The following is a 19,143-nucleotide window of genomic DNA, read 5'->3' on the forward strand; positions in this document are numbered from 1 at the left end:
AAATCCTATAAAAGAATTGTTATGAGAACCCTTATTTTTATATCGCTATTCCTGATTGTGGTTCCGTCTATTTGTTTTTCACAGAGTGATAATCTCCGGGAAATAATAGAATATGAAGAAGTGTTTCCCGTGGAAGAGACAGAAGTTCCCGGTTCAGACGGAAGACCTTTATATTATACCAAATTCAAATTAGATGCGCATTATGAAAGAGGAATTGGGGCTAGAAGAGTATTAATAATAGGTAAACTCATTCCCCAAGAGGGAGAATATTTTTCCAGCGAAAATGTAATTGAATTTTTGGGTGGATTGGATTCCGAGTATGTGCTTGAAAGGACTTATTCAAATTATTATGAGGAGCTTGTTGATTCAATAAAAGCTAGGGACAGTTCTCTTATGGAAGGTATATTTCTCATAAAGGCTAAATTTGATCCGGTGGTAACATTAGATTATTTTATTTATGTTTTAGATTATAATAATGTGAAGCCCCGCTTAAAAGATATATCTATTGTATATTACTTCGAATAAATTCTATTATAGAATTATGATTTTTCTAGATTTATTAATCAACCGCATGACCTTAATAATTTATGGTATTTTGGTATTGCAATAATCATAAAAATAAATTACGTTGAAGCAGAATTAAATTTCGGGTCTTCAAAAAAGTACATTGATTAGGATTTATATCATAACGATACTATTATTTTCCTTATATTCCCCTGGAATATGCCAAACAGATACAAGTGGCAGCCTACAGGATAATATAATTTTTCTGATTGTGGACAAAACAGTATATAATGATACATTTAAATATACAAAATCAGAAGAGGGTTATATAATGGAGATAGGAACCCTTTATCCAGTAAAAACAGATACGCTTATAATAGAAAACGAAGAAAGTTACATTCATACATTCCTATTTGGTTTTAAGAATCTGGATAGAAACGGTTCTTACAGTAAAGCTTATATTTCATTTTCTCTCAAAAATGAAAATGATGAATATTTTACTCCCTATAATGAAATAAAAGTTTATGAGGGATATGATTTGGATTTTTTGGTGGGGGAAATGAGCTGCGGTTATAGTGAAATAGGGATGGCTTCTATAGACGAGTTAGGCTATGAAAGCGATCTTGCAAATAGGATAATTATGGAATATCAATCCAACCACCTTGATGTTTATGTAGTTACAGTGTTTGATTATAAATATACCAAGCCCTATATACAGGATCTTAAGCTGGGGTTTCTACGCGATTTTTAAAAAAATAATTATCAATCATGGCAGACGACAACAACCTAAAAAAGAAGTCCCTCGAAATGGCGATCGAGCAGATCGAGAAAGAACACGGAAAAGGTTCCGTAATGAGATTAGGCGATCAACCGGTAAGAAAGATAGACTCGATCTCGACCGGCTCAATTTCCCTGGATGCCGCCTTAGGAGTAGGCGGTGTCCCGAGGGGCAGAATAATAGAAATATACGGTCCGGAGTCTTCCGGTAAAACCACGATTTGTCTCCACATAATCTCCGAGGCTCAGAAGAAGGGGGGAATGGCTGCATTCATAGACACCGAGCATGCTCTTGACACATCCTACGCTCAAAAGCTTGGTGTGGATGTAAGCAACCTCCTTATTTCTCAGCCGGAATACGGTGAACAGGCGCTCGAGATCTGCGAAACGCTGGTGAGAAGCAACGCACTCGACGTGATCATAGTTGACTCTGTAGCCGCGCTCACACCGCGAGCAGAGATAGAGGGTGAAATGGGAGACTCGATGATGGGTATGCAGGCGAGGCTTATGTCACAGGCATTGAGGAAACTCACAGCCGCTGTAGCAAAATCAAAAGTCGTTCTGATATTTACCAATCAATTAAGAGATAAGATCGGCGTGATGTTCGGAAGCCCGGAAACGACAACGGGCGGTAAGGCGCTGAAATTCTATGCATCGGTTAGAATGGATATAAGAAGGATCGGGCAGATAAAGGACGGCACAGAGACTATAGGAAACAGGACAAGAATAAAAGTTGTAAAGAACAAGGTTGCGCCTCCGTTCAGGGAGGTGGAATTTGACATTATGTATAACGAGGGTGTATCCAGGTCCGGTGACCTTATAGATCTGGCTGTTACCAAGGAAATAATAAAGAAGGGCGGAGCATGGTTTACTTATGAAGATTACAGGGTACAGGGCAGAGACGGACTGAAGAAGCTTCTCGAGGACACACCGGAGCTTTTCGAAGAGATATTATCTAAGGTGAAGGAAGCCATGGGTATCCTCCCTGAGCCAAGCACTAATGGTGTCCATAAAGAGGAAAAGAAAGAAGAGAAGAAGGAAACCAAAGCTAAAGAGAAAGCTGAAGCAAACGGGTAAGAAGTATAGAAACATATTCAAATCAGACTGTTAATCTTCGGGGAGATTAACAGTCTTTTTATTTAGGTATGAAGATAACAGGTATAGAACAGCAAAGGAAGGATAAGAACCGCTACAATTTTTATGTGGATGGGGAGTATATGTTCGCCCTGTATGATGATACGATATTAAAATACGGGCTCAGGCGCGGTGATATGCTCGAGGCCAGGCAGATCAAAGAAATGAAGGACTATGATTCGTATAATTACGCGAAGAAGGTAGCATATAATTATCTTTCTTACAGGCAGAGAAGCAGGAGAGAGATAAGCAGGAAACTTAAAACGAAGAAGATTCCCGATAGGACGATCGACAAAGTAATAAAGTGGCTTGAGGAGCTAAAGTATATTAATGATGAGGAGTTCGCAAAACAGCTTATCGAGAACAAAGTTGCCAGAAAGCCAATAGGCAGGAAGATGGTCGAGAAGAAGCTATTCCAGAGCGGGATAGATAAGGAGACGATAGTAAAGACGATCACCGAAAATTATTCACCTGAAATGGAGCTTCAAAAGGCGGAGGAGCTGTTGAAGAAATACGTGAAAAAAGTTAAGTATAAAGATGAATTTGATAAGCGGAATAAGTGTTTTAAATATTTAGCTTCGAGGGGATTTGAGTATGATACCGTGGAACAAATAATCAATATGCATTGTAAGTAAATTGATTTTACGAATCAGATAAAATATTTTACAATAAGAGGAGATTTATGAAGAAACGAGTTAAACTTATATATTTACATTTATTTGTTCTAGGCATACTAATTGCCTCAGGCTCTTTTTCTGGAGCAAAAGCGCAGGATAATGACGATAGGTGGAAGCTGGTGCTGAGCAATTCCACCGAAGAATATTACTATGATTCGGTTACGGTTAGTACGGAAGGCGACACAACTATAGTATGGATAAAGACAGTTTACAAAGAAAAGCTGAAAGATGGAGACGGCAAATTGATGAAATCCGCTGTTAACTCGCTTTACCTTTTCTGCGGTAAAAACAGATACACTTTAAAAGATGTTGAGGTAACCTACGTTGACGGTAAAAAGAAAGCTGTGGATTACGAAGAGAAGAACAAGCCGATAAAGCCTGATTCTCCAATAGAAAAAGTTTACAACATATTCTGCAAGGCAGAAGAATAGATTTTTAAAAATTAATTATAATAGTTACATGAAAGATTTAGTAAAGGTATTCTTTGCTTTTGTGCTGGCAGTTATGATGAGCACAAGTGTAAACGCTCAGAACCATGACATGAAAATGAATAAATCTTCCGATGATGATCCTGTAGGCACGGAAACCAAAGAAGGAATGCTTTATGGGCAGGACTTCGATGGCAGTTCAGCCGTAGAGTTTACTGAAGTGATCGCCAGCGCAGAAAAGTACAATGGACAGGAGATAACCGTAAAGGGATATGTTTCCGAGGTATGCACGATGATGGGATGCTGGATGGTAATCTCCGAAGGAGACAATAGTGTAAGGGTCGTAACACAGCATGAGTTCTTTGTTCCTAAGGGAAACGCCGGGAAGAACGCTTTAATTACAGGTAAATTCGTAGTTAAAGAATTTTCCGAGGAAGAAGAACAGCACTATAATGAAGAATCAGCAAATCCTAAGGACGAGATAACGAAAAAGGATAAGACTTACGAAATAGAGGCTACAGGCGTTAAATTTGTGGATTAAAGTCCATTGTAAAAGTATAAAGTTATTGTTATTTTGGTAGTTCGCAGGCAAAAATCTGCGGCGTAATACGGAGCGTAGCGTAGTCCGGTTATCGCACCAGTTTTGGGAACTGGGGGTCGCAGGTTCGAATCCTGCCGCTCCGACAAAGGAAATATTCTTTATTAAATAAAGAATATGGGGGTCGTCCCGCTTGAGCGGGACCGCTCCGACAAAGATGATGAAAATAAAAACATCAGAACATTTTAGAGTCCTTGAAGGCAATTCAAGGACTTTTTTATTTTAGCATGTACGCGATAATAAGATCCATATTATTTTCTTTTGATGCCGAGAAGGTCCACAATCTCACGATGTGGTTCATGTCACGCATGACATTTTTATACCCGTTATTCCGGATGCTCTATAATCCGGGGGAAACAGGACCTATCGAAATTGCCGGATTAAAATTCCGTAACAAGCTCGGTCTCGCCGCCGGTCTCGATAAGAACGCTGTCGCGGTTAGAGCGTGGGAAGCGCTCGGCTTCTCGCACGTGGAGGTTGGCACTGTTACACCGCTCCCACAACCCGGGAACGACAAGCCCCGTATTTTCCGCCTTAGAAAAGACAATGCCCTGATCAACCGCCTCGGCTTTAATAACGTTGGAGCGGAAAAGCTCAGAGAAAATATCCTCTCTGCCCGGAGAAAACTTGACAAAGATTTCATCATCGGCGTAAACATTGGCAAGAACAAGACCACTCCGCTGGAAAATGCCAAGGACGATTACATTAAATGCATGCACATATTATTTGATGTTGCGGACTACTTTACTATTAACATCTCCTCACCGAACACCGAGCAATTGAGAGAGCTCCATAAAGAAGAGCATCTCGATGAACTCCTTGCGCAATTAATGAATCTCAACAGGGAATTAGCCGGCAAGTATGTCGTTGCTGAAAAACCCATCTTCCTGAAGATCGCACCTGATCTGGAAGACGATGGCATAGATGATGTGTATAGGCTTGCATATAAGAGCGGACTTACAGGGATAATCGCGACCAATACGACCATCGCACGTGACGGTCTTACCTCCGGAATAAACGAATCGGGGGGGTTAAGCGGACAGCCCTTAAAAAGAAAAGCCGATGCCGTATTAAAAAAATTAAATGAATTGAATTTACAAAATGAAAAAGGCAAAATGGTACTGATCGGCGTGGGAGGAGTTTTCGGCAGAGATGATTTCGATGATAAGATGCGAAACGGTGCCGGTCTGGTGCAGATCTATACAGGATTTATTTATAGAGGTCCCGGAATAATCAAAAAAATATTAAACTAATTTGGGAATAAACTTAACTGACGCCCCGGTAACACTCACATTGTGTTTTGCTAACGTCTCCATTTCGCTATGGGCGCTGTATTCAAATCCTATCTACTTCGAGCGGTTCGCCGAGTGGCCCTACCAGATAGTTCACCAGCATAGGTACTACCAGATGGTGACGTCTGCATTCCTTCATGCCAATTTCATGCACTTATTTTTTAATATGTTCGCGTTGTTTACATTTGGAGTTACGCTTGAAGGATTCTTTAACGAAGTGTACGGCGGACTGGAGGGGAGCCTCTACTTCTTTTTAATCTATATGATCAGTCTTCTCACCGGTTCGGTACTCACCATACTCCTGAAAAGGAATGACCCGACATATGTGGCAGTTGGCGCGTCGGGAGCGGTTTCGGGAATTGTTTTCTCATATATAATCTTCGATCCAACAAGCCAGATATATGTATTGTTCGTACCTATGCCTGCATACCTGTTTGCGGTTTTATGGATCGGATTTTCGCTGTATGGAATGAAGACCCGTCTCGGAAATATCGGGCATGAAGCCCACCTTGGGGGAGCGGTGGGGGGAGTGATCGCTACTTTTATACTTATTAAAGGCGCGTTTGATCTGTTCTTGAGTTACTTCACAGGCTGAAGTGTCTTCCCATCGGATATTAATCTAAAGTATTCCAGGTTAACCTTATCCATTGCAGAATTCTGCGTAAGCCTTTCCTTCAGATTTTCGATGTCGATACAGTCGAGGTCCTGGAATTGCTCGGCACATGAATAAACGAATTTCTCTTCACCTGTTTCGGGATCGACCAATCTTTGCATACAATCCGCGCAGACCCCCTTCATCATACATTGCATTGGAGAGTTTACGCTTCCGAGCGATGCCACTTCACCGAAATAATCTTTAAGCTCTTTTTTCGCATTTCTTACTTCATCCAGAAAATCCGGCGAACCGATCACTATTATAGAAGAAACGTCATTGAATTCGATTTTCTTGCGTCCGCCTAAATTTCCGGTGACGTAATTCTTCATACATTCGCCGATGTCTGCGTTACAGGTAAGATCTTCATTCCTTCCTCGAAGTACCTCACCTCCTTCAGAGTAGCACCAGACGATCTGGTCCGCAAGCTCTTCGAGCTCTTCGACTTTAATTGCGTCCGATGAATCGCGGTAGTAAGCAAACAGCAGTGTCTTGTTCCCGTTTTCCTTTAGTTCTTTCAGAACGGGGATAAGCGCGGGGTTGCCAAAGTCTTCTCCGGCAAGAAGCACCGTTTTTCCCTTCGGAATATCCAGCGGAGAACCCCCCGGACCTGAAAGAAATACCCTGTCTCCCTCTTTTAATGATGATGCTATGTGTGAAGAGACGCCGTGGTCATCTACTATCAGCGTTATAGTTCCATTTGCAGGATCCGCTCCGCACCCGAATAGCGCGAGGTTTCCGGATGTAAGCAATGACCCGTTCAGTTTCCCCGCTGTGCATTCATAGTTTTGCAGTTTAAAGAATTGTCCCGGACGGAATTTATCCGACATCAGCGGAGCATTAATGACCAGCTCTGTATATTTATCGTTCAGCTTCTTGACGGACTTTACCGTTACTCTTAGATTTGAATCCAGCATTGTCGAAAAATAATCATGTATCTCAGCCCTTTGTTTAACAGCTTCCGGTGAATTGTCCAGCTCCTCGAGTTCATTTTTAAAAAGTGCTTTTATGTGTGGCGCGCCGTGAGACGCCGATGCCATAGCCGTTACAACAGTTCCGTAATAATGCGGATGGCTGTCGCCAAAGAACGACACTAGTTTTCCTTCATTATTATATGATGTAAAAAACGCTTCCGATTTGTCTTCCGCCGGTTTCAATTCGACTTTTCCATTTATGATCTCTGCTGTAAAGGGTTTATAGTAGCTTTTCCATTCATCGAGTTCGAACGTGCCGGGATGTTCGTCATCATAGATCATATTCGCGGAAGTACCCGCTGCCACAATAACTGTTTTAGCCGGGATCGTTATACTTTCTCCCGTTCCTTTAAATGAGTAACGGTTCTTTTCTTCGTTAAACACTGCTTCCTGTTTCTCGAAAACCACCGACTCTACAGCGCCGTTATCATTTTTTACGAACTCCGATGGCGAGAGAAGTTCTGCAAATTGCACACCCTGCTCGAGCGCTTCGATGATCTCTTCATGGTTTTCCCTGTATGAAGGTGCGTCATTGAGCCGTTTCCTGTAAATAAGTTTTACACCGCCCCATTCTCTGACCAGTGAGGTTAGATCCGGGTGTCTTCCTTCGGCTTCCGCTTTGGCTTTTTCTTCCCTGACGATCTTTGCATGTTCGATGAATGTCTTTATGATCTCCTTCTCACTTTCAGAATACTGTTTCCAGAAATATCGCTCGTCTTTTTCGGAGGAGATCTTTTCATATCTGGCGAGTATCTTCTCCACCTGCACAGGGTAATAAGCAAGCAGTTCTGTCGAACAGTCTATTGCCGTTAATCCACCGCCTATCACTATAGCAGGCAACTGTACTTGCAGGCTCGCAAAATTATTTTCCTTTTGCGCTCCTGTCAGCTGTAACTGCATCAGGAAGTCTGAAGATTTGCGCACACCTTTTATAAGATTATTCTTTACATTGATGATCGTCGGTTTAGCCGCTCCTGCAGCCAGAGCCACATGATGAAAGCCGAACTCCCATGCGTCAGCTATTGTCATCGAACTTCCGAAATCTATACCGTCATAATATTTGAAATTCTTTCTCCTGCAAAGAGATAAGTAAATTACCGAAAGGAAGTTTTTGTCCCATCGCACCGTAATACCATATTCGCTTACCCCGCCAAATCCCTGCAACACCCTCGTATCGAGCGGTCTGTGTATCTCATCGAAAAAGAATTTCACAGGTTTGGGTACGGATCGGGATTTGTCGTTTAATGTGTATTCTTCAAAGATTGGCTCCACTTTTAATCCCTCGACTGCGACAACACCAAAGCCTTCATTAAGCAGATAATGTGATAATGTATATCCGGCGGGACCCAAACCTGTGACCAGCACGTTCTTTCCATTATAGCTTTTTTCGAACGGTGATTTTACGTTTAGCGGATTCCATTTTGTCAGCAGGTGATAAAGTTCAAATCCGTAGGGTAATGCAAGTACCTCTCTCAGTATGGAGCTTTCAATTAATGGTATATTGACCGGTTCCTGTTTTTGGAATATACATCCCTTCATGCAGAAATTACAGATACGGTGTCCCGTTCCCGGGCACATGGGATTGTCGATCAGTATTAATGAAAACGCGGCAAGGGGATACCCCTCTCTCCGAAGGACATGAACTTCCGAGATCTTTTCTTCCAGTGGACAGCCGTGGAGTGTATTGCCGAGAGGATTTTTTTGCAGTGCGCCCATGCGGTCGGTGAGACCTTTCGAGCAGGAATCTTTTTCGCGCTCATGGCAATACATACAATAGTCCACCTGGTTAAGAAGCTGGCGCTCCGTGCGCGGAAAATCGTTTAGTTTAAATCCGTCCCTCTGCCGGAAATGGTCTTCGTGATTGTCCATCAGGTTAGGCAGCGATTCATCAGGTGTTATGTATTCGACCAGGTGATCATAATCCGTTTTCTTAGGGTCGAAGTAAGATATCCATTTTTTTGCAGATGGATCTTTGCTGTATTTTACAAATAGCCAGTCTTTTATTTTTTGTAATATAAGTCTCAGATTCTCCAGCTCGGGAGCTTCGGGAATCAGGTTATCCTGCTTGAGTTTGTTCAGTAAATTTTCGGTTCTTTGCTTTACGTCGTCGGGTATTGTAAAATTTTCCGGTGCGAATTTGTCTCCCTCGTAAAACCATCTGTAATTCTTTTCCATCTCTACGATTGCCTGCGCGAATGTTGCGGTGTTTTTCTCCTCATCTTTCGCGAAATCCAGTTCACCAAACCCCGCGGATTTAACCTCGTTCACAAACGATTGCAATTCATCCCAATCATAGGAATCCGGATCTTTATCTTTATATTTTCTGGTTATCTCTTTCTGTACAAAATCTTTCTTAAATGCCAGGACGTCGTATTCGTACTTAGTTTCGTAGAGCAGTTTGTCCAGGTGAGCGTCTATCTGGAAAAGCTCGCCCAAAAACCCCGAAAGGAAAGTAGCAGACTCTATGAGAATCCTGGAAACATCGGGATTTGCGTATCCTTCACCTCGCGCATCCGCATATTTTTTAAATTCCAGAAATTTTTCATTGTCCTGTTCTTTAAAGTAGGAGTGAAAGGAATCATTGAGGTCCTTTAGCCGGGCAGTATCGTAGAGGTCGGCATAAGTAAAACCGAATTTAGGATTTAAGAAATCTTCTGAATTTCCCGTCATGTGAGATGGATTTTATTACCGATAATATGTGAAATATAAGGGTTTTAAAATTAAAATTTGCGGTATTCAAAAATAAAAAGCCCGCTGATAGCGGGCTGTATAAGGAATAAAATTTAAAAAACCTGATTTATCTTTTCTTGAAAATAAATTTATCCGAAGCGGTAAATACCGCTATGATGAGAAGCAGTGTCAGAACGAATAAGATAGTCTGTACGTCGAATGTGACACCGATTGCAGACTGTATATCATAGAGGATCTTATTAATAGTAATTGTGAAATCCTCGATCATGGAGGTCTCTGCAGTTGTATCGGGTGTGGATCTGGCAAAGAAAAATCCAAATGCAATTGTCAATCCTATCATGACAAGCGCTATGCTTCCCATTAGCTTGAATGTCACTTTTTCAGTCTTCTTGTCTTCCTGCGCAAATTGTATCTCCTGTGATACTTTATGCATCAGGTTGTTCGAGAAATACTCTGAAGGTCTACCCTTTAGAGCATTCTTTAGCTTTTCATCGAAATAGAGGTCCATATTTTTCTTGCCTTCCGACATTATTTAAATATAAGTTAATTATAAATAAAAATAAACTAATCAATGTATTGTAAAATTTCATCTTCCGTATATCTCCTGAGTATAAGCTCCTTTATCTTTTCCTTTGCCCTGAATATCCTATTCTTTACGGTTCCGAGCGGCAGACTTAGAATGTCGCAGATCTCCTTATGTGAAAGTTCGTTTATGTAGAACATGTTTAGTATCACCGAATACTGCTCCGGGATATTCTCTATATAATCATTAATGATTCCTTGGATTTCGCTCGCTGAGATCACCTTATCCGTATTTGCATCGACTGACTCCGGGAGAACGTTCCTGTCTATCTCGGATTGTCTGAATGCGGGTGTCAGCTCATCCCCGTCTTTAAAATTTGAATCGTTTACGTCTATCGAGATCATGCTAAAAGATACTTTTCTCTTCTTCTTATAATGATCGAGCGCCGTGTTATACACGATCGTGTAGAAATAAGTCGAGAGCTTTGATTTACCCTGGAATTGATTGTGGATCAAAGCTCTGTAAAATTTAATGAACGCGTCCTGGAGGGAATCTTCCGCTTCGTCGGGATTTTTAAGGATCTTGAGCGTTAACGAATATCCCTTATCCTTAAACTCCTCGATGAAATCCCTGAAAGCGGCTTCATCTCCCCTGACCAGTTTATTTATTATTTCTGTCTCCGATTGCATTGGCACGCGCCTGCGCTGTCCGATTTACTTTATAATGTTTTAACGCTGTCCGTCTTCACGCTGTCACGCGGCATACTCTGTATCGAATCCATTCCTTTTAAGTACTCCTCCTCTGCCTTTTTAAACTCCTCTTCTGCCTTTTCCATCTCTGACTTAGCCTTCTCATAGTTCTCTTTCATCAGCATATATACTTCTTCTTTCGATTTATCTCCTGCCGAGCTGGTAAGCTTGTTCTCTATCCTGCCGAGTGTTATCCTTCCATTGATCGTTTCGAGCCTTATGTCTGCGGCTCCGTCACCGAGATTCCCCGAAAGATGATCCTTCTCCTTATAGGAATTAGTAAACTCCAGCTCGTCTGTCACCACCTTCCCATTGGATACGTCCGCGTATATCTTCGCGTTCAGGTCTTCCGGGCATTTCAGTGTTATCTTGCCGTTTATAGTCGAGAATGTTATTCCTTTCGTCGAGTATATTTCACAGCTTGTGTTTCCGTTTATAAGCTCCGTCGTGATGGCGCCGGAGATATTATCCAGATTTATATTACCGTTCACCAGGTCTATATTAACGTCACCCTCTATGTCTCTTGCCTCGACGTTTCCGCTGACATTATTTATATTCACCTCAAACCTCGCCGGCACATATACTATGTAATCCACCGACCTTTTATTCCCGAATGAAATAGTGAAGCCATCCTTGACGTCGTGCATGTCTGTCTGCACTATTATTTCGTTCCCGCTTTCGTCGATGTTTATGCTTATATCTTTGATCGGTTTATCAAGGTCTCTTCTTCTTACGCGGGTCGTCATCTTTGCTATTATTCTTATTTTATCTTCCTCGGTTTTGAACACCTTTACCTCGCCATTGACGTTCTCTATCCTGATCTTCGATTTACCTTCTGCCGATGGGCTGAATTCCTGCGTCTCGGATTTTTCAAAGCGGGATCCGCACCCTGTAAGCGCGGCTCCTGCTATCAATATTGTTAGTATAAATATTACCCGTTTCATCTCTCTTCCTCTTTTAATTGGTTTCCGAAATTTTCTGGGCTTCCTTTTTCAGCTTCGACGATACTATAGAATAGTACAGTAAGAACCCTAAGCCGGCAAATGTTATCGTTATTCCAAAGCCCAGACCTTCATCGAAGTCATACTGGTAATAAATAATGTTCGAGATGAATATACCCAGACCGACGAACAGGAATAAGATACCCCATTTCAATGCCGAATACGGATTTCTCGGCTTTTTCTCGGATTCTATGTAGAATGCCTTCATATCCTGAGCCGTAAGCCCTTTCTCCATCATGCGCATTCTTTCTTTATGCTTCATGTAGATGTAGTAGAATATGATCAGTCCCGGGATACCAAATGTGAAGATTATGGCAATTACTGGGATCATTCCTTCTATTAGATCATGCATTTTGTGATCTCCTATATTATTTAGTTATTTTTTTGTTTTATCAGTATAATAAATAGCAAAATTATAAATGTTGAAGCGACAATTATGAATTTTTCCATTCATTCCGATTATTTACTCGTTATGACTTAAATAGCCGGAAAAGGTTTCAATTCTCTTGTTGCCTCTTTTTCCTGTAAAAAGAAATATAAATAGATTATTTTTAAAATAACTTATTTATTGTAAATTTGCGAAGTTTATTTGTAAAAAGACATATAGAGTTCCTTAGGTGTCCACAATGCCATACCCTTGCTACTTTAAAAAAGTCGCGATCCGAAAACACATTCGAAAAGTTACTTAAGAGATTTAAATTCAGATACTATTTTTGCTCCAACTGTGGATACAGGAAAAGGTATTTTGGCTACAAACTGTCTAAGAACGGTCTTAAAGTAATTGTATTATATATAGTAACCGTAATTTTTACTGCCTATCTTGTGAGCTTTTTATTAAATAGATTTTTTAAATGACGGAGAGTAGTGAACGTAACTGGTATGTGGTCCAGACACGGCCGAGATACGAAAAAAAAGTTTATGAGCAGATCCTGGCAAAGGAAATTGAAACATTCCTGCCGTTAATAATTACAATAAGGAAGTGGTCCGATCGTAAAAAAAAGATTACCATTCCAATGTTTAGTGGTTACGTCTTTGTTCATGCCAATGAGGCGGAAAGAAAACGGGCGATTGCCGATACCATTGGAGCATTGAGATATATCTTTTATATGAAAAGACCGGCTGTAGTTTCCGAAAAGGAGATTAATAACATTAAACTTTCACTTCAGGCTCCGGAGCGCTTTAAGATCGAAAATTCGAATGTAAAGAAGGGGGATCTGGTAAAGATCACCGGAGGCGTCTTCAGCGGTATGGAGGGTATCGTTACCGAGTTGAGAGGAAATTACAAGCTCACTATTAATATTTATGAACTCTCGATGTCTCTGAATGTTGTGCTTAGCCCCGGGGAAGTCAAGCTTCTTGAAAAGATTTATGAATAAAATCATTTAAATGTCAGAACTAAAAGAAAAAATCAAAAACAATAAATTCAAAGTCGGTATAATCGGCATGGGATATGTCGGTCTGCCCCTAGCGCTTGAATTTGCGCAAAAGGGAATTAAGACCATAGGCTTCGATCTCGATGAGAGCAAGGTAACAAGTATTAATAAAGACAAGAAGTCCTATATAAAACACATACCCGGTAAAAGCATTAAGTCTGCCGTCGAAAGCGATATGCTGTCTGCTACTAAAGAGTTTGCTAAGCTCGGTGAAGTCGATGCTATTATTATCTGTGTTCCTACACCGCTCGATAAGAACAGGGAACCTGATATGAAATACGTTGTTCAGACTGCCGAGGAGATAGCTAGATACCTTCGCCCCGGTCATTTCATTTCACTTGAAAGCACGACATACCCCGGTACTACGGATGAGCTCCTGCTTGGAATATTCGCCAGGACAGGATTGAAAGTAGGTAAGGATTACTTTCTCTGCTTTTCACCGGAACGGGAAGACCCTAACAATCCTAACTTTGTAACATCCACTATTCCAAAGGTTATAGGCGGCGTTACAAAAAAATGTCTCTCACTTGGGCTTCTTATATACGGTAAAGTAATTGACAAGCTTGTTCCCGTCTCTTCTACTAAAGCTGCTGAGGCAACGAAATTGTTGGAAAATATCTATAGATCGATAAATATCGCTCTCGTTAATGAGCTTAAAACTGTATTCGATAAAATGGATATTGATGTTTGGGAAGTGATAGATGCCGCGTCAACAAAGCCTTTCGGTTATACGCCTTTCTATCCGGGTCCCGGTCTCGGTGGGCACTGTATCCCTATCGACCCGTTTTACCTGACGTGGAAGGCAAGAGAGTATGAGACCGCAACTAAGTTTATCGAGCTTGCGGGTGAAATCAATACTAACATGCCCCACTATGTTATTGCTAAAGTAATGGATGCATTGAATGTTAATAAGAAAGCGCTAAATAATTCACGCATACTGATACTCGGACTGGCTTACAAAAAAAATGTGGATGACATTCGCGAATCCCCGTCGTTAAAACTTATTGAACTCCTTCAGGAGCGCGGAGCAAGGGTTGATTATAATGACGAATTCGTAAAGTCTATACCTGAATTAAGAAAATACAATTTCAAAAAGAAGTCCGTCAAACTTACAAAAGAAAATCTCGGTAAGTACGACCTTGTACTGCTTTCGACGGACCATTCTTACTATGACCATAAATTCATTCTTAAGCATTCAAAGCTTATAGTGGATACAAGGAACGCCTTTAAAGATTTTAAGAACTCAAAAATTTACAAAGCCTGATCAAAAATATGAAAGTACCTTTATTAGACCTGAAAGCGCAGTACAGTCAGATAAAAAAAGAACTTGATGAAGCATTAATAAGAGTTGCCGAGAGTCAGTATTTTATTTTGGGACCTGAAGTTGAAAAGCTGGAAAAGACCATGAATGAATATATCGGATGCACATCCTCTATAGGTGTTTCTTCCGGTACGGACGCCCTGCTCGTTGCTCTTATGGCAATCGATATTCAGCCCGGTGATGAAGTTATTCTCCCGACTTATTCGTTCTTCGCGACCGCGGGTGTGGTAAGCCGTCTTAACGCTAAACCTGTCTTTTGTGATGTTGATCCTGTTACGTTCAATATCGATCCTTCTAAAATAGAGGAACTGGTTACGGAAAGAACAAAAGCGATTACTCCCGTTCATCTTTACGGACAGAGCGCGGACATGAATCCTATAATGGAGATTGCTAAAAAGCACAACCTTGTTGTTATAGAGGATGCCGCGCAGTCGATTGGGACACAATACAAGGACGGAAGGACCACCGGGACGATCGGAGAGGTAGGATGTTTCTCGTTTTTCCCGAGCAAAAATCTCGGCGGATTTGGTGACGGCGGACTCGTCACTGCAATGGACGCCGAACTCGGTGAGAAGATCAGGATACTCCGCGTGCATGGTGGGAAACCCAAGTATTATCACAGGATTATCGGCGGTAATTTCCGTCTCGACGCGATACAAGCTGCAGTCATTAATGTAAAATTCCCGCACCTTGACTCATGGTCGAAACAGCGTCAGAGCAATGCCGACCTTTATACCAGCCTCTTTGTGGATAAAGGACTTGCATCAGGTGAAGGTGTTGTAGAGTTCAGTGAAACGGAGAAAGTCCTTATACCAAAGGCGGTTTACAGGAGCGCTGACATTCCGAGATATCACATCTACAATCAGTATGTGATACGGGTCGAAGACCGTGACGGATTGAGAGAGCATCTGAAGCAGAAGGAGATAGGAACAGAAATTTATTATCCCGTTCCGTTCCATTTGCAGGATTGCTTTGCTTATATTGGGAATAAGAAAGGTGATTTTCCTGTCGCTGAGTTTTGTGCTGAAAAATCGCTCGCTCTGCCTATATATCCCGAATTGACGAATGAACAGATAGAGTACACAGTTGACAGCATAAAAGAATTTATAGATAAAAGCTAATTGAACAATTTTGATGTTATGGTGATTGGCGCCGGTATCGTAGGTCTTGCCGGCGCTTATAAGATCCTTGAATCCGACCCCTCCCTAAAGATTTGTATCCTCGAAAAAGAAAACGGCATCGCGCGTCACCAATCAGGTCATAATAGTAATGTCATTCATTCGGGAATTTATTATAAACCGGGCAGCCTGAAAGCCACAAACTGCATCAGGGGTTATTCTATGATGGTGGATTTTTGCCAAAGCAATAACATCCCCTATGACCTGTGCGGTAAAATGATCGTTGCTACAAGTGACAAAGAGGAAGAGCGTTTAAACAATCTATATAAAAGAGGTAAAGAAAACGGGCTCGACGATATAGAGTTATTATCCGGGGAGGAACTTTCTAAGCGTGAACCCAACATAACCGGTATAAAAGCAATTTACATTCCATACACCGGCATAACTGATTTTAAACTTGTGTGCAAAGCCCTTTATGATGACATAGTAAAAATAGGCGGAAAAGTTTTCTTCGGTTCAAAAGTTATGGGCATCGAAACAGGGAATGTCTGTACCGTTAAGACTAGCTCGGGAGATTATTCTGCTAAGTATGTTGTAAACTGTGCCGGGTTATATTCGGACGTGATCGCGAAATATTTTATAAGCGACATCTCTATTAAAATACTGCCTTTCCGCGGAGAATATTTCTGGGTGAAAAAAAGAGAAGAGAGAAAGATTAACTCTCTCGTTTATCCCGTGCCCGACCCTGCATTCCCGTTCCTCGGAGTCCACCTCACAAAAACTATTGACGGGCGCACCGAAGCCGGTCCGAATGCTGTTCCTGCGTTCCGCCGGGAGGGTTACAAAAAAAGCGACATAAATCTGAAAGAACTGTGGGATTTTATTTCATACAGGGGAGCGCTGAAGCTTTTTCGCAAGTATTATAAAACCGGACTGGCTGAGATCCACCGCTCTTTCTCAAAAAACGCATTTACGGAGAGCATAAAACGCTTCATGCCGGGAATTTCTACTGCCGATCTGTCTTATGGAGGCGCCGGGGTCAGAGCGCAGGCATGTGATAGAGGCGGTAATATAATCGATGATTTCGTGATTTATGAGACGGAGTACAGCATAAATGTCTGTAATGCGCCTTCTCCCGCCGCCACATCCTCACTATCCATAGGAAAAACAATATCGGACAAGTTAATGAATAAAATTAATCGTTAATCTTTATTATTTTAGAGACATTCTATAATCAATTAAATTAATGAAAAAAGCTTTAATATCGGGTATCACTGGTCAGGACGGAAGTTACCTGGCGGAGATACTGCTGGAAAAAGGTTACGAAGTACACGGAATAATCCGCAGAAGCAGCTCGTTTAATACAGGCAGGCTGGACCACCTATACAATAATCCGGATCTGCTCGACGCTAAACTTTTCCTGCACTACGGCGACCTCGTTGACACGAGCAATCTGAATAGAATATTGGAAAAAGTTGCACCGGACGAAATTTATAACCTTGCTGCGCAGTCACACGTGAAAGTCTCGTTCGAACTCCCTGACTATACTGCGCAGGTTGACGCGCTCGGTACACTGCGTTTCCTGGATGCGATGCGCGAGACCGGCTTAAAGAGTGCGAAGTTTTACCAGGCTTCTACCAGTGAGCTCTACGGTAAAGTGCAGGAGGTCCCGCAAACCGAAAAGACACCGTTTTACCCGCGCAGCCCGTATGGCGTCGCAAAAATATACGGCTACTGGATAGTCGTAAACTACCGTGAAGCCTACGACCTCTTCGCATGCAACGGTATCCTTTTCAACCACGAATCACCGCGACGTGGAGAGACCTTCGTTACCAGAAAGATCACCCGTGCCGCCGCCCGGATTAAATGCAACCTCCAGGATAAGCTTAAGATCGGTAACCTCGATGCAAAGAGAGACTGGGGTTACGCGCCCGAGTACTGCGAGGGTATGTGGCTCATGCTTCAGCAGAAAAAACCCGATGACTATGTTCTCGCAACCGGTGAGACTCACACAGTGAGAGAGTTCGCCGACCTTACTTTCAAACACCTCGAAATGGAGCTCGACTGGCAGGGCAAAGGCATCGACGAAAAAGGCATCGATAAAAAGACCGGCAAAGTGCTCGTGGAGATCGACCCGCATTACTTCCGGCCGACGGAGGTGGACCTGCTGATTGGTGACGCTTCTAAGGCTAAAGCTAACCTCGGATGGGAGCCCAAAGTCAAATTCGATGAGCTAGTATCCATCATGACATCAGCCGATTATGAAAAAGTATTGAAGAGGGGTTACTAAATGAAAGGCGTTACGCTGGCGATAGTGGGTTTTGGTAAGTGGGGCTATAATCATGTAAATACAGCAGCTAAACTCCTCGACCATTCTGCCATAACCGTATGTGATACGGATGAAGCCGGCAGGGATAAGCTAAAGAAGATATCCGGCAATATTAATTTCACCACTGATCTCTCCGAGGTAATAGCTGATGAAAGTATAAACGCAGTGATCATCGCTACTCCGGCAGAGACACATTTTGAGATAGCTAAAAAAATGATGGAAGCGGGAAAGAATGTTCTGGTGGAAAAACCGATTACACTTATTTCCGGCGAAGCGGAGGAGCTTTTAAAAATAGCTAATGATAAGGGCGTGATACTAATGGTGGGTCATGTATTGCTCTATCACCCCGCGGTTCTAAAGATAAAAGAAATGCTGGAAGAAGGAAAGCTTGGTAAGCTCCAGTACATATACAGCAACAGGCTTAACCTCGGAACGATAAGAAGTGAAGAAAATATTTTATGGAGTTTCGCTCCGCACGATATATCGGTCATACAATTTTTAACGGATAATAACCCGACGGAAGTATTTGCCAGGGGAGCAAGTTTCCTTCAGCACCAAATAGAGGATACGACTCTTACATTTATGAAATACCCTGATAATGTATCGGCTCATATTTTTGTCAGCTGGTTACATCCGTTCAAAGAGCAGAGGCTAGTCGTAATAGGCGATAAGGGAATGGTTGTCTTTGAGGACAGCCTGCCTGCAGAAAAACTCAAGTACTACAAAAAAGGTTTTCAGAGAGTAGAAGGTGTGCTGGAAAAGTTCGATCATGATTACGAAGTAATAGAGTTTGACAACAAGATGCCTCTTGAAGAGGAGCAGAAACATTTCTTTGAATGTGTGGCGGATGGTAAACAACCTCTCACCGACGGTCAGCACGCGATCGAGGTGCTGAAGATACTCGAAGAATCCGAAAAAAGTTTAAGGTAACAAACAACAAAA

The 19,143-nt window shown here is 41.9% G+C and carries 19 protein-coding genes and 1 tRNA gene; 15 read left to right on the plus strand and 5 right to left on the minus strand.

Annotation, left to right across the window (positions count from 1 at the left end):
• Window positions 1-21 precede the first annotated feature (21 nt).
• The 9 genes from H6614_10035 to H6614_10075 all read left to right on the plus strand — a co-directional run bounded on the left by H6614_10035 (window position 22) and on the right by H6614_10075 (window position 6,005).
• On the plus strand, window positions 22-525 hold the full coding sequence (locus H6614_10035) for a hypothetical protein (protein ID MCB9244004.1): 504 nt from the start codon (window positions 22-24) through the stop codon (window positions 523-525).
• A 250-nt stretch (window positions 526-775) separates the two neighbouring features.
• A complete protein-coding gene (locus H6614_10040; GenBank protein ID MCB9244005.1) occupies window positions 776-1,255 on the plus strand; it encodes a hypothetical protein in 480 nt (159 codons plus the stop codon).
• Window positions 1,256-1,272: 17 nt separating this feature from the next.
• Complete coding sequence (gene recA, locus H6614_10045) at window positions 1,273-2,358, plus strand: recombinase RecA (GenBank protein ID MCB9244006.1); 1,086 nt, start codon at window positions 1,273-1,275, stop codon at window positions 2,356-2,358.
• 68 nt (window positions 2,359-2,426) lie between these two features.
• Window positions 2,427-3,050, plus strand: a complete 624-nt coding sequence (locus H6614_10050; GenBank protein ID MCB9244007.1) for a RecX family transcriptional regulator — start codon at window positions 2,427-2,429, stop codon at window positions 3,048-3,050.
• A 47-nt stretch (window positions 3,051-3,097) separates the two neighbouring features.
• A complete protein-coding gene (locus H6614_10055; protein ID MCB9244008.1) occupies window positions 3,098-3,523 on the plus strand; it encodes a hypothetical protein in 426 nt (141 codons plus the stop codon).
• 28 nt (window positions 3,524-3,551) lie between these two features.
• Entirely contained in the window at window positions 3,552-4,061 is a 510-nt protein-coding gene (locus tag H6614_10060) for a DUF4920 domain-containing protein (protein ID MCB9244009.1), read from the plus strand.
• A gap of 68 nt (window positions 4,062-4,129) precedes the next feature.
• A tRNA-Pro gene (locus tag H6614_10065) sits at window positions 4,130-4,204 on the plus strand.
• Between the two features lie 141 nt (window positions 4,205-4,345).
• Window positions 4,346-5,371 carry a quinone-dependent dihydroorotate dehydrogenase gene (locus H6614_10070; protein ID MCB9244010.1) on the plus strand — a complete coding sequence of 342 codons (1,026 nt, stop codon included), beginning with the start codon at window positions 4,346-4,348 and terminating at the stop codon, window positions 5,369-5,371.
• A gap of 1 nt (window position 5,372) precedes the next feature.
• Window positions 5,373-6,005 carry a rhomboid family intramembrane serine protease gene (locus H6614_10075; protein ID MCB9244011.1) on the plus strand — a complete coding sequence of 211 codons (633 nt, stop codon included), beginning with the start codon at window positions 5,373-5,375 and terminating at the stop codon, window positions 6,003-6,005.
• Here H6614_10075 and H6614_10080 read toward each other — a convergent pair.
• From H6614_10080 to H6614_10100, 5 genes are all read right to left on the minus strand, one after another.
• Window positions 5,990-9,706: an FAD-dependent oxidoreductase gene (locus tag H6614_10080; protein ID MCB9244012.1), complete on the minus strand. Its 3,717-nt coding sequence runs from the start codon at window positions 9,704-9,706 to the stop codon at window positions 5,990-5,992. The genes H6614_10075 and H6614_10080 overlap by 16 nt on opposite strands.
• Window positions 9,707-9,833: 127 nt before the next feature.
• Window positions 9,834-10,256 (minus strand): hypothetical protein, encoded by a 423-nt coding sequence (locus tag H6614_10085; protein ID MCB9244013.1) that lies wholly within the window; start codon window positions 10,254-10,256, stop codon window positions 9,834-9,836.
• A 35-nt stretch (window positions 10,257-10,291) separates the two neighbouring features.
• Window positions 10,292-10,939: an RNA polymerase sigma factor gene (locus H6614_10090; GenBank protein ID MCB9244014.1), complete on the minus strand. Its 648-nt coding sequence runs from the start codon at window positions 10,937-10,939 to the stop codon at window positions 10,292-10,294.
• 29 nt (window positions 10,940-10,968) lie between these two features.
• Window positions 10,969-11,943: a hypothetical protein gene (locus H6614_10095; GenBank protein ID MCB9244015.1), complete on the minus strand. Its 975-nt coding sequence runs from the start codon at window positions 11,941-11,943 to the stop codon at window positions 10,969-10,971.
• Window positions 11,944-11,956: 13 nt separating this feature from the next.
• Window positions 11,957-12,352, minus strand: a complete 396-nt coding sequence (locus tag H6614_10100) for a hypothetical protein (GenBank protein ID MCB9244016.1) — start codon at window positions 12,350-12,352, stop codon at window positions 11,957-11,959.
• A 499-nt stretch (window positions 12,353-12,851) separates the two neighbouring features.
• On the opposite strand from H6614_10100, the gene H6614_10105 reads away from it, so the two are divergent.
• The 6 genes from H6614_10105 to H6614_10130 are packed head-to-tail and all read left to right on the plus strand — an operon-like array spanning window position 12,852 to window position 19,131.
• On the plus strand, window positions 12,852-13,376 hold the full coding sequence (locus H6614_10105; protein MCB9244017.1) for a UpxY family transcription antiterminator: 525 nt from the start codon (window positions 12,852-12,854) through the stop codon (window positions 13,374-13,376).
• 10 nt (window positions 13,377-13,386) lie between these two features.
• Window positions 13,387-14,697, plus strand: a complete 1,311-nt coding sequence (locus H6614_10110) for a nucleotide sugar dehydrogenase (protein MCB9244018.1) — start codon at window positions 13,387-13,389, stop codon at window positions 14,695-14,697.
• 8 nt (window positions 14,698-14,705) lie between these two features.
• On the plus strand, window positions 14,706-15,875 hold the full coding sequence (locus tag H6614_10115) for a DegT/DnrJ/EryC1/StrS family aminotransferase (GenBank protein ID MCB9244019.1): 1,170 nt from the start codon (window positions 14,706-14,708) through the stop codon (window positions 15,873-15,875).
• 18 nt (window positions 15,876-15,893) lie between these two features.
• On the plus strand, window positions 15,894-17,078 hold the full coding sequence (gene lhgO, locus H6614_10120) for an L-2-hydroxyglutarate oxidase (protein ID MCB9244020.1): 1,185 nt from the start codon (window positions 15,894-15,896) through the stop codon (window positions 17,076-17,078).
• Between the two features lie 40 nt (window positions 17,079-17,118).
• Window positions 17,119-18,162: a GDP-mannose 4,6-dehydratase gene (gene gmd / locus H6614_10125; GenBank protein ID MCB9244021.1), complete on the plus strand. Its 1,044-nt coding sequence runs from the start codon at window positions 17,119-17,121 to the stop codon at window positions 18,160-18,162.
• Window positions 18,163-19,131, plus strand: coding sequence for a Gfo/Idh/MocA family oxidoreductase (locus H6614_10130; GenBank protein ID MCB9244022.1), 969 nt, complete (start codon window positions 18,163-18,165; stop codon window positions 19,129-19,131).
• Window positions 19,132-19,143: the final 12 nt, after the last annotated feature.

The organism is Ignavibacteriales bacterium, from assembly GCA_020635255.1.
Classification (GTDB): Bacteria; Bacteroidota; Ignavibacteria; order Tepidaquicellales; family Tepidaquicellaceae; genus JAEYVS01.